The sequence below is a fragment of the Thalassospira xianhensis MCCC 1A02616 genome, from assembly GCF_003326475.1.
Taxonomy (GTDB): domain Bacteria; phylum Pseudomonadota; class Alphaproteobacteria; order Rhodospirillales; family Thalassospiraceae; genus Thalassospira; species Thalassospira xianhensis.
In genome coordinates, this window is record NZ_JPWA01000028.1 from 34373 (window position 1) to 49472 (window position 15100).

Genomic DNA, 15100 nt, shown 5'->3' on the forward strand with positions numbered 1-15100 from the left:
GTCGCCCCGGGTAACAACCTTGGCAATCATATGCAACTGATTAAAAATGCTACCTGATCAGGGATCAGCGGTCAAAACGCAATCAATTGAGCGTACACGAAAAATCCCGGGCAGCCGCATCACCTTTGATCCAGCGCCCGATATCGCCGATCACCGTTGGTCCGTTCAGGTCACGCAGCAACATGTGGTAGCCATCAGGAAACAGGCAAACCACACTCCGGTCTGGGTTTGATGCCCTGATATCCTTCGCGATTGCACCAATCGCCACTGGCGGAATTACCTGATCCTGTTCGCCGGACAATAAAAGCGTTGGAATATCAATTTCTCCTGCCCGCTGACGTGCCAAATCCATCAAATCAGCCAAACCGGCAACCATATCAACCCGTACCGATTTCATCATATGCGGATCACGTGACAGGCGACGGAGCATTTCAATGTTGTCCGAGGGCCAGATATCAAGTCCCTGCCCCGAAAGGGGCAGCCACGGCAAACTGTGTGAAATGATGGAAAGTGGTGCGGTCTGATACCACGGCATCATGTCTCGGTTCCATACTGCCGGGGCCACCAGAATAACCCCGTCCATCCACAAGGGCCGCGATGCCGCCGTCACAATTGCAACCGCACCACCCATCGAGTCCCCCATCAGATAGATCGGCCGGTAAGGGTATTGCGAACGAAGAGTAACCAGGATGTCTGCAGCATCATTGACGAGGCTTTGTGTTCCCGACCAGAAAGGTCGCGTCGCAGTGCGTCCAAAGCCGCGCTGGTCATAAGCAAAAAGCGCAATATTGTCAGACGCCAGAGCCGTTCCGGCTTCGTCAAATGCGTTGGCGTAATCTCCAAATCCATGCAGGCCAAGGATCACCGCGTCCGGATCGTCAACCGGCCCCCAATGCTGCAAGGGTAACGATTCCCCGTCAGATGCAATAAACGCATTTTTGGTAACTTTAATGCTGCCTACCGGATCACCGGCGGGAATGACAGTTGGTGCACAGCCTGCCAGCAAAAGCGAGAACCAGAGCCCGGCAAACCGCAATAATGTTTTCAGTATATGGTTAATTGCCGCCCCCGAAGTCATTCTGGTTTGCGTTTGAAAGCCGAGTTAAGGCCAAAAAACAAAACCCTGCAAGCAACTTGCAGGGTTTTGAATGATCTGACAACTGCCTGATAAATCAGGCAGCCTTCCCCGCACGGGCCTTGTCGTTATCGCGAGTCAGCATCAGGAAGATATCTTCAAGATCGCCTTCCTCTGTTGAAAGGTCCGTAATGGCAAGACCGCAGCCCTGAATGGCGTTGAGAATTTCAGCCATCTGGGTGTTGCTGGGCCGGTAATTCAGCGCGATCTGGTTTGCGGCCTTAAGCTCCGCCCCCCAGGGGGTCAGTTCCTCGGGCACGGCATTAAGTTCGTTTTTAACTGTCAGAACCAGCGTTTTGTGGTCGATCCGACGAAGAAGACTGCGTTTGTCTTCATGCGCAATCACATTGCCCTTGTTGATAATCGCAATCTCGTCACAAAGCTCTTCGGCTTCTTCAAGGTAATGCGTGGTCAGAACAATCGTAACGCCCGCCTTGTTCAGTTCCTTCACATAGGCCCAAAGCTGCTGACGCAGTTCGATATCAACCCCGGCCGTTGGTTCATCCAACACCAGAACCGGCGGCATATGGACCATTGCCTTGCCGACCAGAAGACGCCGACGCATCCCGCCCGAAAGTGAGCGGGAATAGGAATCGGCCTTGTCCGACAGCCCAAGGGCGGCAAGAATCTCGTCCGTACGGCGTTCCTGTTTGGGAACACCATAAAGGCCTGCCTGCAATTCCATCGCCTGACGCGGCGTGAAAAATGCGTCAAGATTAAGTTCCTGTGGCACGATCCCGATCGAACAACGCGCAGCGCGCATTTCGGTTTCGATATCATGGCCCCAGATTTTTGCCGTCCCGCTTGTCTTGGTAACAAGACCGGCCAGGATATTGATAAATGTGGACTTTCCGGCACCATTCGGACCAAGAAGGGCAAAGAACGAGCCGCGTGGAATTTTCAACGACACGTTATCAAGCGCCAGTTTTTCACCGTTCGCGCCCTTATAGAGCTTGGTCAGCCCTTCGACTTCGATGGCGTAGTCGGGCATTGCAGTCATGAATGCGTGATCTCCGCTCTTTTCCGCGTGGCTTGTTTGCGCTAAGACCATGCGGAAGTGTTGATTGAATATGCGCAATCGGTATCATCCCTTTGAAAGGGGGGTCAATGGCTCTTGGACCTGTTTCAGGCCGATGATCAACCGATGGCAACACCTATGCCTGTGCTAACTGGGAAGCTGGATATATGAAGATCACCGAAGAAATCAAAGTCGGCAGCCTGAATGTTGCCTGTGACGGCGGCAAAGGTCACCTTGGCCATCCCACCGTTTACCTCAATCTTGAGGAAAAGGGCGAGGTGGTCTGCCCTTACTGCTCGAAGAAATATATTTTCGACAAATCCCAGGCCGAGCACGCAGCCCATTAATCCGTTTTACCCGCCCTCGGGTAGAAGGAACCAGCGCTAAAGCTGCCAATATCGTTGATCCGGCAGCTTTTCGCTAACTTAATGACTGTCGCATGTCTTTGCCGTCCCGGCATTTTTCGCGGCCCATCCACGGGGAAATCCTATGACGTCTGCACCAACCGCTCTTAACAGCTATCGTGCCCTTCCAGATCCGGACGGACATTTCGGCAATTTCGGAGGACGTTTTGTTGCCGAAACCCTGATGCCGCTGATTCTCGAGCTGGAGCAGGCCTACAAGGATGCCAAAAAAGACCCGGCGTTTCAAAAAGAACTCGATTATTACCTGAAACACTATGTCGGTCGCGCAAACCCGCTTTATTTCGCTGAACGCCTGACCGAACATCTTGGCGGTGCCAAGATCTATTTCAAGCGCGAGGACCTGAACCATACCGGCGCGCACAAGATCAATAACTGTATTGGCCAAATCCTGCTGGCCAAGCGCATGGGCAAAACCCGCATTATCGCAGAAACCGGCGCAGGCCAGCACGGCGTAGCAACCGCCACAGTTTGCGCCCGCTTTGGTCTACCCTGCACGGTTTACATGGGTTCGAAGGATATCGAACGTCAGTCGCCGAACGTTTTCCGCATGCGTCTGCTTGGTGCCGAAGTCAAACCGGTCAAATCCGGTTCCTGCTCGCTCAAAGATGCGATGAACGAGGCACTTCGTGACTGGGTCACCAATGTCGAAGATACTTTCTACATCATTGGAACTGCTGCGGGTCCGCACCCTTATCCGGAACTGGTCCGTGATTTCCAATGCGTGATCGGCAACGAAGCCAAAGAACAAATTCTTGAACAGGAAGGCCGCCTCCCCGATCAGATAATTGCGGCCGTTGGTGGCGGCTCGAACGCGATCGGTCTGTTCCACCCGTTCCTGGATGACAAGGATATCGAGGTTGTTGGTGTTGAAGCCGCCGGTCACGGTATTCATACTGGAAAGCATGCCGCAAGCCTCAGTGCTGGCAAGCCGGGCGTTTTGCACGGAAACCGCACCTATCTGTTGATGGATGATGACGGACAGATCAAGGAAGCCGATTCGATTTCTGCTGGTCTGGATTATCCGGGTATCGGCCCCGAACATAGCTGGCTCAAGGATATTGGGCGTGCTCGGTATGAGCCGATCGGTGACAAAGAAGCCCTCGAAGCATTTAAATTATGCTCGGAACTCGAAGGCATCATTCCGGCACTGGAATGCAGTCATGCCATCGCCCAAGTGATGAAAGAAGCGCCGAAAATGGGCAAGGACAAGATCATCCTCATGTGTCTGAGTGGCCGGGGTGACAAGGACATCTTTACCGTGGCCGAAGCACTGGGAGTAGAACTGTGAGCGACGCAATCATCGGCGGCCAGGACCGCATCGCCAAACGTTTCGCCAAGCTCAGGGAAGAAGGTCGTGCCGGTCTGGTCACGTTCATCACCGCAGGTGACCCTGACCCGGAAGCATCGTTCGAGATTCTGAAAGCCTTGCCTGAGGCCGGTGCGGATGTGATCGAACTTGGCATGCCATTTACCGATCCGATGGCTGATGGCCCGGCCATTCAGGAAGCATCAATCCGTGCATTGGCAGCCGGCATGCATATGCGCAAGACCCTGTCACTGGTCCGTGGTTTCCGCGATCAGGATCACGAAACGCCGATTATTCTTATGGGTTATTACAATCCGATCTATATCTATGGCGTTGCCGTATTCCTTGAAGATGCACGCAATGCAGGGGTTGATGGCCTGATTGTCGTTGACCTGCCGCCCGAAGAGGATGCCGAACTTTGCGTCCCGACCGTGGAAAAGGGTTTGTCCTTCATTCGGCTGACAACACCGACCTCCGATGACAAACGTCTGCCGAAACTCGTTCAGAATACGTCAGGCTTTGTTTATTATGTCTCGGTTGCTGGCGTTACCGGTGCCGGTTCGGCAACCAATGACCAGATTGTCGAAGCCATGGCGCGCCTGCGTCGCCATACGGATTTGCCGATTGCCGTTGGTTTCGGTATCAAGAACGCGACCCAGGCCGCAGAAGTTGCCCGACAGGCAGATGCAGCTGTGGTCGGGTCGGCAATCGTATCAAAAATTGCCGAAAGTCTTGACGAAAACGGCAAGGCCACCGATAAGACCGCCTCTATGGTCACAGGCCTTGTTCGCGAACTTGCAGACGGGGTACGCAACGCGCGCAACTAATGCTGTGCGTTGCTGTGAAATGACCGATATAGGCAAAACCAAGGATCAGTATCCGATATGTCGTGGCTGACAGAATTCGTCCGTCCCAAGATTCAGAAACTTGTTCGCCGCACCGATGTGCCCGAGAATCTCTGGCATAAGTGCCCGTCGTGTGAACAGATGATCTTCCACCGTGACCTGGCAAAGAACAAACATGTTTGCCAGCATTGCGGCCATCATATGCGCATTTCAGCCAAGGACCGTCTTGAACTCCTGTTCGATGAGGGCAAATATCAGCTCATAGAACTGCCGAACGTTCCGGTCGATCCGCTGAAGTTCCGCGATCAGAAAAAATACACCGACCGCCTGAAAGCGGCGCAGGCCAAGGCAACCTACAAGGATGCCCTGGCTGTTGCCCATGGTGATGTCGGCGGGCATGCAACCGTCGTTGCCGTCTTCGATTTCTCCTTTATGGGGGGATCAATGGGCACCGCCGTTGGTGAAGGCATTGTTGCCGCCGCTGAACTGGCGACGGTTCAGGACGCCGCCCTTATCATCGTTCCGGCATCGGGCGGTGCACGCATGCAGGAAGGTATTCTGAGCCTGATGCAGATGGCGCGCACAACGGCCGCGATCGAGAAGGTCAAGGAAAAGGGCCTGCCCTATTTCGTGCTTCTGACCGATCCGACCACCGGTGGTGTGTCAGCATCCTTCGCGATGCTCGGCGACATCCAGATTGCCGAACCGGGCGCACAGATCGGTTTTGCCGGTCGTCGCGTGATCGAAAATACCATTCGTGAAAAACTTCCCGACGATTTCCAGACTGCAGAATATCTTCTGGATCACGGGATGGTCGATATGGTCGTGCCGCGCGGCGAGTTGAATGAAACCATCGGCCACCTGATCGATATGATCCGCCGCACCAAACCGGGTGCCGCGATTGTTCCGATCAAGGATGCGAAAAAGAAACCCGCGAAAAAGGCCGAGACCGAAGGTGACAACGCCAAGAAGTGACGCGATTCTTGCGCGTCTGGGCCAGCTTCATCCAAAAGTGATCGATCTTTCATTGGGTCGGATTACCCGCTTGCTCGCCAAGCTGGGTAATCCGCACCTGAATTTGCCGCCGGTCATTCATCTGGCCGGAACCAATGGCAAGGGATCAACACTGGCCTACCTGCGTGCTATCTATGAGGCAGCAGGCCTTCGTGTTCATACTTCGACCTCTCCCCACCTTGTTCGCTTTCACGAACGCATAAGGCTGGCGGGTGACCTGATCATCGAAGACATGCTGTGCGAGCTTCTTGAAGAAGTCGAAGCGGTCAATGGCGGTGAACAGATAACCTTCTTTGAAATCACCCAGGCAGCGGCATTTCTGGCCTATTCACGAGTTCCGGCGGACGTTGTTCTACTTGAAACCGGCCTTGGCGGTCGGGTTGATGCATCCAACGTGATTGATAAACCAGCCCTGACCGTCATTACGCCGATCTCGCTTGATCATCAGGGTTTCCTTGGCGATACCATTGCCAAAATCGCCTTTGAAAAGGCCGGGATTATGAAGCCCGGCGTACCGTGTGTAATTGCCCCTCAAAGCCTTGAGGCATTTGATACACTTGCCCGACACGCCAACGATATCGGCAGCCCCCTGATCACGAATTTTGGCATCACCGCCGAGCACGAGGACGGCTTTACGCTTCGCATCCGCGAAGAAGAATTTGGTCTGCCCTTGCCAGCACTGCCCGGTCGGCATCAATTCATAAATGCCGCAACCGCCATTACCGCTGCACGCTACGCCGGTATCCTCGATATCGCAGGGCCGGATTTAGCAACAATAGCGCGCGGGATCAGCCAAGCCCGCTGGCCCGCACGCCTTCAGAAGCTGATCACCGGACCGCTTTGCGATGCCCTGCCTGAGGGCTGCGAGCTCATTCTGGATGGTGGACACAATATCGCCGCTGCCGAAGTCATCGCAGACTGGCTGACCCGGCAACCCACGGGCGAAACAGTTATGATTATGGGGATGCTTGATAACAGAGACCCTGTTGCATTTCTGCAGCCGCTGGCCCCTCATATCACATCATTTGCTGGCATTCCGATCCCGGGAGGTCACGAAGTCCACAGCGCCGATACGTTGCGCGATGCTGCCACCACGGCAGGAATCACAAATGCACATGCCTGCGAAACCTTGGATGATGCACTGGCTGTTCTGAAAGACGCTGTCGTAAAACCTAAAAGAGTTTTGATTTTGGGATCGCTTTATCTGGCAGGTGTTGTGCTGGAAAATCACGCCTGATCTGGCTCGTCTCGCGATCAGATTTCCGGCAAACGCACTTTATTGTTTACTGCGGACGAACTACCGCCCCCCGTGCTACTGCCGTTGGATGAGCCATCATCATCCTTGCGCAGACGAAGACTGCCAGCTTTGTGCACCTTGCGCCGGTCTCCGGCTACCCCGGGTGGCAATCCGACCGAAGCACTCTCTTTCGAAATCTGGTTCGGCACATGTTCCACACGGTCATAACGATCAGCTTCGCGCCGAACAGTGCGACCGGTAACCCACGTGTAACCCATCACATAAAGCAGAAATCCCCCTACTCCGATGGTAAGGGTCAGGAACTGCAAAACCGGAAGGAAACTCCCAAATAACTGCCCGCCGCCATAAATCATGAAAATGCAAACCGCTGCAACGGGGGCGAGTGCAAGGAAGAATATCCCGCGCACCTTGTGACGGATCGGTCCATAATGCATCAGCATCGCATAAAATAGATACATTAATGCGATAAACACGACGAGTTTGATCAGCAACACAAAATGGTCGACGGCAGGAAGGCGCTGGTTACGGTCATAAACACCAAAAACAACGAACAAACCATGCAGGAAAATACCAAAAACCCCGAACGTAATCAGAAAGCGCATCCATGAGGACGCACTGAAGAACCTGCGCCATCCCGATCCGTTGGACCGCGCAACCCGTTCGGCTTTCTTGGCCTTTTTGTGCCGATTTGCGAGCTTCATGTCGTCATGCAGCTCGCGCGTCGGTTCTGCGGTTTCAATGCCGATGCCTTGCGGCCTGAAAACCGGTTTATCTTCCATCGCCGGCAATGACCGGTTCTCCTGTTTCCCGAAGGGAAGTTACACTGCGCTGGACCATATCAATCCCTGTGCGTCCTGATAAGTCCAAAGCGACATACTGCCATAAATGGTCAGAATCCGGTCATGGTCAAGATTTTCATTCCGGAATCGACATGATGATGAAAATACCTACTTTGCTCCTGACGACTTCCTGTCAGGAGCAAAGCTGGCAACAGCCAATATATTCCCACTTTCGACGATGCCCCACTCGACTTAGCCTGTCGGATCGGGCATTCTGCGAGCCATCAAATCAAACCAATGAATGAGCATTAGACGCATGACAGATTCTGCGCCATCCACCGGTCAATCCCCCCGTCGTGTCGTTCTGGTTGACGGATCGGGCTTTATTTTCCGGGCCTTCCATGCCTTGCCACCAATGACCAGCCCGGATGGTACGCCCGTGAATGCGGTGTATGGTTTCTGCACCATGCTGATGAAATTGCGCGAAGATACCAAGCCCGATCACATGGCGGTTATCTTCGATACCAAAGGCAAATCGTTCAGAAACGATTTCTATCCCGAATACAAGGCGCACCGTCCGCCGCCCCCCGAAGAACTGGTACCCCAGTTCGGGCTTATCCGTGATGCGACACGTGCCTTCAATCTGCCTTCGATCGAACTCGAAGGATACGAGGCCGACGACCTGATCGCGACCTACGCCCGGCAGGCCGAAGCCGAGGGCTCCGATGTCATTATCGTGTCTTCTGACAAGGACCTGATGCAGTTGGTCACGGACCGGGTACAAATGTTTGATGCGATGAAGAATCGCACTATTGGCGCATCAGAGGTTCTGGAAAAATTCGGCGTCACGCCCGATAAGGTTATCGATATCCAGGCACTTGCTGGCGATTCCGTTGATAACGTACCGGGTGTGCCGGGCATTGGTATCAAGACCGCAGCCCAACTGATTGATGAATATGGCGATTTGGATGGTCTGCTGGAACGTGCAGGCGAAATCAAGCAACCCAAACGCCGTGAAAAGCTGATCGAGAATGCCGAACTGGCCCGCATTTCACGCGATCTAGTGACCCTCAAAACCGATGTTCCGGTTGTCGAAAAGCTGGATGGTTTCGAACTGCGCGAACCTGATCCCGATGTTCTTTTAAGCTTTGTTTCAACACATGGCTTTAAATCACTGTTTTCTAAAATAAAGGCAAAGTTCGGTGGATCTGTTGATGCAGACGGCATTGTCGAACCAGGTACCGGTGTCAATGATATCAGTGTTGAAAAGGCAGAATATGAACTGGTTCAGGATGAAGATCGCCTAAAGCACTGGATTTCAATGGCCGAATATGCCGGTACGGTTGCTGTTGATACGGAAACCACATCACTTAATGCGCATCAGGCCAAGCTGGTTGGCATTTCACTTTCGACCGAACCGGGCAATGGTTGTTATATCCCTGTCGGACACGGACAAAGCCATGGCGAAAGTGGTGAAGCACAGGGTGGTTTCGATTTCGATGCCCCTGCCGAGGCACCGGCAGAAATCGAAGTACCAAAGCAAATCCCGCTTGATCGCGCGATTGCTTTACTCAAACCCCTTCTGGAAGACTCGGGCGTCCTAAAGGTCGGCCAGAACCTGAAATACGATATGATCGTGTTGTCCCGTCACGGCATCAATGTCACCCCGATAGACGACACCATGGTGCTGTCCTATGTTTTGGACGGCACAAGCCACGGCCATGGCATGGATGAATTGGCCGAACTGCATCTGGATTATAAACCAATCAAGTTTTCCGATGTTTGCGGATCGGGCAAAACCCAGATCACCTTTGATCAGGTTCCACTCGACAAGGCGCTTGATTACGCCGCCGAAGACGCCGATATCACGCTGCGCCTGCACCGGCTTCTGAAGCCCCGCATTGCGCAGGAACACATGGCCAGTGTTTATGAAACGCTGGATCGGCCGCTTGTTCCGGTACTGGCCAAGATGGAAAGCCTTGGCATCCGTATTGATGCAGACAAGCTCAAAACCCTGTCGAACGATTTTGCAAAGCGGATGGCAGCCCTTGAAGAAACCATTCATGAAATGGCCGATGAACCTTTCAATCTGGGCAGCCCCAAACAGCTTGGCGAAATCCTGTTTGAAAAAATGAGCCTGCCGGGTGGCAAGAAAACCAAAACCGGTGCATGGCAGACCGGTGCAGACGTTCTTGAGGCATTGGCGGCCCAGGGACATGACCTGCCGACCAAAATCCTTGAATGGCGGCAGCTTTCCAAACTTAAAAGCACTTATACCGACGCGCTTGCCCATCACATAAATCCGGCAACCGGCCGCGTTCACACAAGCTATGGCCAGACCAATGTGAATACCGGGCGTCTGTCGTCAAACGATCCCAACCTGCAAAACATCCCGATCCGCAGCGAGGAAGGCCGTAAAATCCGTACTGCCTTTATCTCGGAGCCCGGCAGCAAACTGATTTCTGCCGACTATTCGCAGATCGAATTGCGCCTTCTGGCGCATGTCGCCGAAATCGACGCCCTGCGGGATGCGTTCAAAAACGGCGAGGATATCCACGCCGCCACGGCATCCAAGGTGTTTGGCGTTCCGATTGAAGGCATGGATCCGATGGTTCGCCGCAAAGCCAAGGCCATCAATTTTGGCATCATTTACGGGATTTCAGCCTTTGGCCTCGCCAATCAGCTTGGCATCCCGCAAAAGGAAGCCAAGGCATTTATCGAAGCCTATTTCGAAATCTATCCCGGTATTCGCGATTATATGGAACAGGCAAAAGACTTCGCCAAAAAGCATGGCTTTGTCAGAACCCTGTTTGGTCGCCAGATTCATATCAACGGCATCAATGATAAAAACGGCATGCGCCGAAGCTTTGGCGAACGTGCCGCTATCAACGCCCCGATTCAGGGCGGTGCTGCTGACATCATCAAACGCGCGATGATTGCCGTTCCGAGTGCCCTTGTTGATGCGGGGCTTAAAACCCGCATGCTGCTTCAGGTCCACGATGAATTGATCTTTGAAGCCCCGGAAAACGAAACCGAAAAGGCCGTCGAGGTGATCCGCGAGGTTATGGAAAATGCCGCGCACCTTTCCGTACCACTTATCGCAGATGCCGGTATCGGCGATAGCTGGGCGGATGCCCACTGATCAGATCAATATCCGGATACCTCAGTAAAACAAAAGCCCCGGCAGTGCTGCCGGGGCTTTTGCATAAAATGACCGGATCAGGGCTGGTTTAAAGGCCCAGAACATCACGCATAGAGTAAAGACCGGGTTTCTTGCCTTCGGCCCATTTCGCGGCACGCACCGCACCTTTGGCGAAAACTTCGCGTGATGATGCCTTGTGTGTAATTTCGATCCGCTCGCCCTCGCAGGCAAAAACAACCGTGTGATCGCCAACAACATCGCCACCACGCAGCGTTGCAAAGCCGATGGTGCCGTTTTCACGTGCGCCGGTATGCCCGTCGCGCGACCGCACCGAAACCGCATCCAGATCAACCCCACGACCCTTTGCCGCCGCCTCACCAAGGCCAAGTGCCGTGCCTGATGGTGCATCAACTTTATGTTTATGATGCATTTCGACGATTTCGATATCAGCCGTATCCTTATCAAGGACCGCAGCAACCTTCTCGACCAGTGCAAAGGCAAGGTTCACACCGACACTCATATTCGGTGCGAAAATGATGGTTGCAGTTTTGGCTGCAAGCTTAAGCTCCGCTTTCTGATCGTTTGAAAGCCCGGTCGTACCGATCACCAAGATTTTGCCGGTTTCAGCTGCCAGTTTGGCATGGTTCATGGTCGCAGCCGGTGCGGTGAAATCAATCACCGCATCAACAGCTTTAAACAATGCCTTGGGATCGTCACCGACCAGAACGCCACTTTCTTCCAGACCGGCAATCAGGGTGACGTCCTTGCCGACAAACGGACTGTCTGGCAGATCGGTACCACCGCCAACCTCGCAGCCGTTGGTTTTGAACGTTTCATTGACCAGCATGCGCCCCATACGGCCGGCACATCCGACAATCCCGATTTTCATTTCCGGTCTCCTCCGGCAAGCAATTTCAAACGTGTCATTGCTTTAGCACATGCCGCCCTGCGATGAAATCATCGGAAATGTCCAAATGTCGGACAAATCAACGTTCAGCCTGTTGTCGCGGATTGCACTGCAATCCCGTCAAGGTCGGCAACAGCGTCAACCGGAAGCTTAAGGCTGGCCGCCGCAAGGTTCTGCGTCAAATGCTCGGACGATGACGTTCCCGGAATCAACAGGATATTGGCCGAACGCTGCAACAACCAGGCAAGGGCAACCTGCATCGGCGTTGCGTCAAGGCGCCTGGCAACCTGTGAAAGGGCTTCTGACTGTAATGGTGAAAAACCGCCAAGCGGGAAAAACGGCACATAGGGAATGCCATCAGCCGCAAGGCTATCGATCAATCCGTCATCATCGCGATGCGCCAGATTGTACTGATTCTGCACACAGACGATGTCACAAATCTTGCGACCCTCCTCGATCTGGGTCGGCGTCACATTCGACAATCCGATATGTCGGATCAATCCCTGCTGCTGCAATTTGGCCAAAACGCTAAGCTGTTCTTCAATTGAACCTTCCGCTGGTCCGTGCAGCCCGTGCATTGATCGAAAATTGACAACATCAATCACATCAATCCCCAGATTGCGAAGATTATCATGCACTGCGGATGTCAATTCAGCAGCCGACAGTGCCGGCAACCACGACCCGTCATCGCCACGCTTAGCACTGATCTTTGTCACGATCACAAGATCATCCTGATAAGGACGAAGGGCTTCACGAATCAGCCGGTTGGTAATGTGCGGGCCATAAAAGTCGCTGGTATCAATATGATTGACGCCCGCTTCCACTGCCTTGCGCAGCACCCTGATCGCACTGTCGCGATCTTTGGGTGGGCCAAAAACACCAGGCCCGGCCAATTGCATCGCACCGTAACCCATACGTTTAACGCTTAGATCACCGATCTTGAAATTCCCGGCTTGCTCGATATTGGACATGGAAATCTCCTTTCATGTCAGACATTCGATTTCTGTCCCGAAGCTAGACCCTACTGTTTTGATCAACAATCCGGTACAATCAAAACAAGCTGTACGGGATTTAAAACAATGAAACTTGATATGCCCAATATCACCGCATTCGTCACCGTTGCCCGCGCAGGCGGGTTTCGCGAAGGTGCCCGTATCAGCGGTGGAAGCGCATCACGTCTGAGCGATCAGGTCCGACGACTGGAGGCCGAACTTGGCGTAAGGCTGTTTAACCGTAGCACACGTAGTGTTGCGCTGACCGAAGCCGGTGAAGGATTGTTAAACCGGCTTTCTCCTGCCCTTGATGAAATGGAACTGGCTCTTGATGTGGTGAACAGCTTCCGCAGCCGCCCGGCAGGGACTCTGAAACTGAACGTGCCTGTAAGTGCGGCACGCCTTGTTCTACCGCACTTTATTCCACCTTTTCTTGCTGCCTATCCCGATATCCGCGTCGAGGTCATTACCGAGGAAAACTTCGTCGATGTTCTGGCCGAAGGATGCGATGCCGGTATTCGTTATGACGAAAGTCTGGAACTGGACATGATCGCAATTCCGATTGGCCCGCGTACCCAGCGTTTTGCTGCCGCGGCGTCACCGGGATATCTGGAAAAACACGGCATGCCAGAACATCCCCGCGATCTTCTGGAACATGCCTGCCTGCGCGGACGCTTTGCAAGCGGGACCATGATCTCGTGGGAATTTGAGCGCGGTGATGAAACCATTGAACTAAACCCCGGCGGGCCGTTGCTTGTGCGCCCCGGCGGGGGAACTGACCTTGCGACTCACGCCGCCTGTATGGGCACGGGTATCGTTTATCTGTTTGAGGACTGGCTTCAGCCCTATTTTGATAGCGGTGCCCTCGTCCCGGTGCTTGCGGACTGGTGGCCGCGGTTTCCGGGTCCCAAACTGTATTATCCGGGGCGACGCCTTGTCCCCACACCGTTGCGAACCTTCATTGATTTCGTCAAAAGCCGTCCGTGGCCAAACGATCAAGCCAAAGAGAAACCCCGCTCGGAATAACAGAGCGGGGTTAAAATATATTTCGTTCCGAAATCCGAACGATCTGGTGCAGCACCTAATCCGTCAGGTCTTTCCAGATTTCCTTCATCTTGGAAAAGAACCCTTCGCTTTCCGGGTTACTGCCTTCTTCGCGCGAAATCTCATCAAACTCTTTCAAAAGCTCTTTCTGCCGCTCGGTCAGTCTGACCGGGGTTTCGACACTGATTTCAACGAACATGTCACCACGTGCCTGCGACCGCAGGATGGTCATGCCCTTGCCACGCAGACGCAGTTGCTGTCCCGATTGCGTACCTTCCGGGATGTTGATCCGGGTGCGAGTTCCCTCAATTGTCGGCACCTCGATGGTCCCGCCAAGGGCTGCCTTGCTCATCGGGATTGGAATCCGGCAATACAGGTTCGCCCCATCACGCTGGAAGAAGCGATGATTCTGGATATCAAGGAAGATATACAAATCACCAGCCGGTGCGCCATTGGCACCCGCTTCACCCTCGCCCGCAAGACGGATACGCGTTCCATCCTCAACCCCGGCCGGGATCGTCACCGACAGGGTCTTTTCCTGTTCGACACGACCGACACCATGGCAGGATTTGCACGGATTCTTGATGATTTTGCCTTTGCCATGACAGCTCGGGCAGGTACGCTCGATCGTAAAGAAGCCCTGCTGCGCGCGGACCTTTCCATGACCATTACAGGTCGGACAGGTTACCGGCTGCGAACCGGCCTCGGCACCGCTGCCGTGGCATTCTTCGCAGGCAACCGACCCCGGAATGGTGATCTCGGCCTTTTTGCCTTCAAACGCTTCTTCAAGCGAGATGGCCATATTGTAACGAAGGTCGGCACCGCGCGACGATCCACCGCCACGGCGACCGCCCCCCATGGCCCCGAAAATCTCGTCGAAAACGTCGGCAAATCCGCCACCGCCGAAACCACCACCAAAGCCGCCACCGAAACCACCGGCTCCGCCCGGTCCGCCTTGCTCAAACGCAGCATGACCAAACCGGTCATAGGCAGCACGCTTTTCCTGATCCTTCAGGACTTCATAGGCTTCGTTGACTTGCTTGAATTTTACTTCGGCTTCGGTATCGCCCGGATTTTTATCCGGATGATACTTCATCGCCTGTTTACGATAGGCGCTTTTGAGCGCGGCTGCGTCGGCATCTTTGCCAACACCCAACAGCTCGTAATAATCTTCTTTCGCCATCTGTAACTCCGAAACACGGTCGGGCCGTTCCCGCAATTATCTGCGTCCGGAA

13 protein-coding genes are annotated in these 15100 nt (G+C 53.9%); 7 read left to right on the plus strand and 6 right to left on the minus strand.

Features of this window, described 5'->3' with window-relative positions:
* Positions 1 to 82: 82 nt before the first annotated feature.
* Together TH5_RS18900 and TH5_RS18905 are read right to left on the minus strand one after the other, a co-directional pair.
* A complete protein-coding gene (locus TH5_RS18900; protein WP_114123158.1) occupies positions 83 to 1078 on the minus strand; it encodes an alpha/beta hydrolase in 996 nt (331 codons plus the stop codon).
* Positions 1079 to 1172: 94 nt separating this feature from the next.
* Entirely contained in the window at positions 1173 to 2135 is a 963-nt protein-coding gene (locus TH5_RS18905) for an ABC transporter ATP-binding protein (protein WP_114123159.1), read from the minus strand.
* A 185-nt stretch (positions 2136 to 2320) separates the two neighbouring features.
* On the opposite strand from TH5_RS18905, the gene TH5_RS18910 reads away from it, so the two are divergent.
* The 5 genes from TH5_RS18910 to TH5_RS18930 all read left to right on the plus strand — a co-directional run bounded on the left by TH5_RS18910 (position 2321) and on the right by TH5_RS18930 (position 6980).
* Entirely contained in the window at positions 2321 to 2500 is a 180-nt protein-coding gene (locus TH5_RS18910) for a zinc-finger domain-containing protein (RefSeq protein WP_007088596.1), read from the plus strand.
* Between the two features lie 142 nt (positions 2501 to 2642).
* Complete coding sequence (gene trpB, locus TH5_RS18915; RefSeq protein WP_114123160.1) at positions 2643 to 3866, plus strand: tryptophan synthase subunit beta; 1224 nt, start codon at positions 2643 to 2645, stop codon at positions 3864 to 3866.
* Complete coding sequence (trpA, locus tag TH5_RS18920) at positions 3863 to 4711, plus strand: tryptophan synthase subunit alpha (protein WP_114123161.1); 849 nt, start codon at positions 3863 to 3865, stop codon at positions 4709 to 4711. The genes trpB and trpA overlap by 4 nt, the downstream gene beginning before the upstream one ends.
* 57 nt (positions 4712 to 4768) lie before the next feature.
* Positions 4769 to 5704 (plus strand): acetyl-CoA carboxylase, carboxyltransferase subunit beta, encoded by a 936-nt coding sequence (gene accD, locus TH5_RS18925; protein WP_114123162.1) that lies wholly within the window; start codon positions 4769 to 4771, stop codon positions 5702 to 5704.
* Positions 5685 to 6980 carry a bifunctional folylpolyglutamate synthase/dihydrofolate synthase gene (locus TH5_RS18930; RefSeq protein WP_114123163.1) on the plus strand — a complete coding sequence of 432 codons (1296 nt, stop codon included), beginning with the start codon at positions 5685 to 5687 and terminating at the stop codon, positions 6978 to 6980. The genes accD and TH5_RS18930 overlap by 20 nt, the downstream gene beginning before the upstream one ends.
* Positions 6981 to 6997: 17 nt before the next feature.
* Here the strand turns inward: TH5_RS18930 and TH5_RS18935 are convergent, their stop codons facing one another.
* Positions 6998 to 7780, minus strand: a complete 783-nt coding sequence (locus TH5_RS18935) for a hypothetical protein (protein ID WP_114123164.1) — start codon at positions 7778 to 7780, stop codon at positions 6998 to 7000.
* Between the two features lie 316 nt (positions 7781 to 8096).
* Here TH5_RS18935 and polA point away from each other — a divergent pair, with 316 nt between their 5' ends.
* Positions 8097 to 10922 (plus strand): DNA polymerase I, encoded by a 2826-nt coding sequence (gene polA, locus TH5_RS18940; protein ID WP_114123165.1) that lies wholly within the window; start codon positions 8097 to 8099, stop codon positions 10920 to 10922.
* Positions 10923 to 11010: 88 nt separating this feature from the next.
* On the opposite strand, the gene dapB is transcribed toward polA, so the two are convergent.
* Positions 11011 to 11811 (minus strand): 4-hydroxy-tetrahydrodipicolinate reductase, encoded by an 801-nt coding sequence (gene dapB, locus TH5_RS18945; RefSeq protein WP_114123166.1) that lies wholly within the window; start codon positions 11809 to 11811, stop codon positions 11011 to 11013.
* 104 nt (positions 11812 to 11915) lie between these two features.
* The gene (locus tag TH5_RS18950; protein ID WP_114123167.1) at positions 11916 to 12800 is read right to left on the minus strand and encodes an aldo/keto reductase family oxidoreductase; all 885 of its coding nucleotides are present in this window, start codon (positions 12798 to 12800) and stop codon (positions 11916 to 11918) included.
* A 108-nt stretch (positions 12801 to 12908) separates the two neighbouring features.
* On the opposite strand from TH5_RS18950, the gene TH5_RS18955 reads away from it, so the two are divergent.
* Positions 12909 to 13847 (plus strand): LysR family transcriptional regulator, encoded by a 939-nt coding sequence (locus TH5_RS18955; protein ID WP_114123168.1) that lies wholly within the window; start codon positions 12909 to 12911, stop codon positions 13845 to 13847.
* A gap of 55 nt (positions 13848 to 13902) precedes the next feature.
* Here the strand turns inward: TH5_RS18955 and dnaJ are convergent, their stop codons facing one another.
* Positions 13903 to 15048, minus strand: coding sequence for a molecular chaperone DnaJ (dnaJ, locus tag TH5_RS18960; protein ID WP_007088588.1), 1146 nt, complete (start codon positions 15046 to 15048; stop codon positions 13903 to 13905).
* Between the last annotated feature and the right edge of the window lie 52 nt (positions 15049 to 15100).

Bases quoted from the DNA above. Each gene is read 5' to 3' on its own strand.
- TH5_RS18900 (WP_114123158.1), bottom strand. From the start codon at position 1,078: ATGACTTCGGGGGCGGCAATTAACCATATACTGAAAACATTATTGCGG.
- TH5_RS18905 (WP_114123159.1), bottom strand. From the start codon at position 2,135: ATGACTGCAATGCCCGACTACGCCATCGAAGTCGAAGGGCTGACCAAG.
- TH5_RS18910 (WP_007088596.1), top strand. From the start codon at position 2,321: ATGAAGATCACCGAAGAAATCAAAGTCGGCAGCCTGAATGTTGCCTGT.
- trpB (WP_114123160.1), top strand. From the start codon at position 2,643: ATGACGTCTGCACCAACCGCTCTTAACAGCTATCGTGCCCTTCCAGAT.
- accD (WP_114123162.1), top strand. From the start codon at position 4,769: ATGTCGTGGCTGACAGAATTCGTCCGTCCCAAGATTCAGAAACTTGTT.
- TH5_RS18935 (WP_114123164.1), bottom strand. From the start codon at position 7,780: ATGGAAGATAAACCGGTTTTCAGGCCGCAAGGCATCGGCATTGAAACC.
- polA (WP_114123165.1), top strand. From the start codon at position 8,097: ATGACAGATTCTGCGCCATCCACCGGTCAATCCCCCCGTCGTGTCGTT.
- dapB (WP_114123166.1), bottom strand. From the start codon at position 11,811: ATGAAAATCGGGATTGTCGGATGTGCCGGCCGTATGGGGCGCATGCTG.
- TH5_RS18950 (WP_114123167.1), bottom strand. From the start codon at position 12,800: ATGTCCAATATCGAGCAAGCCGGGAATTTCAAGATCGGTGATCTAAGC.
- TH5_RS18955 (WP_114123168.1), top strand. From the start codon at position 12,909: ATGAAACTTGATATGCCCAATATCACCGCATTCGTCACCGTTGCCCGC.
- dnaJ (WP_007088588.1), bottom strand. From the start codon at position 15,048: ATGGCGAAAGAAGATTATTACGAGCTGTTGGGTGTTGGCAAAGATGCC.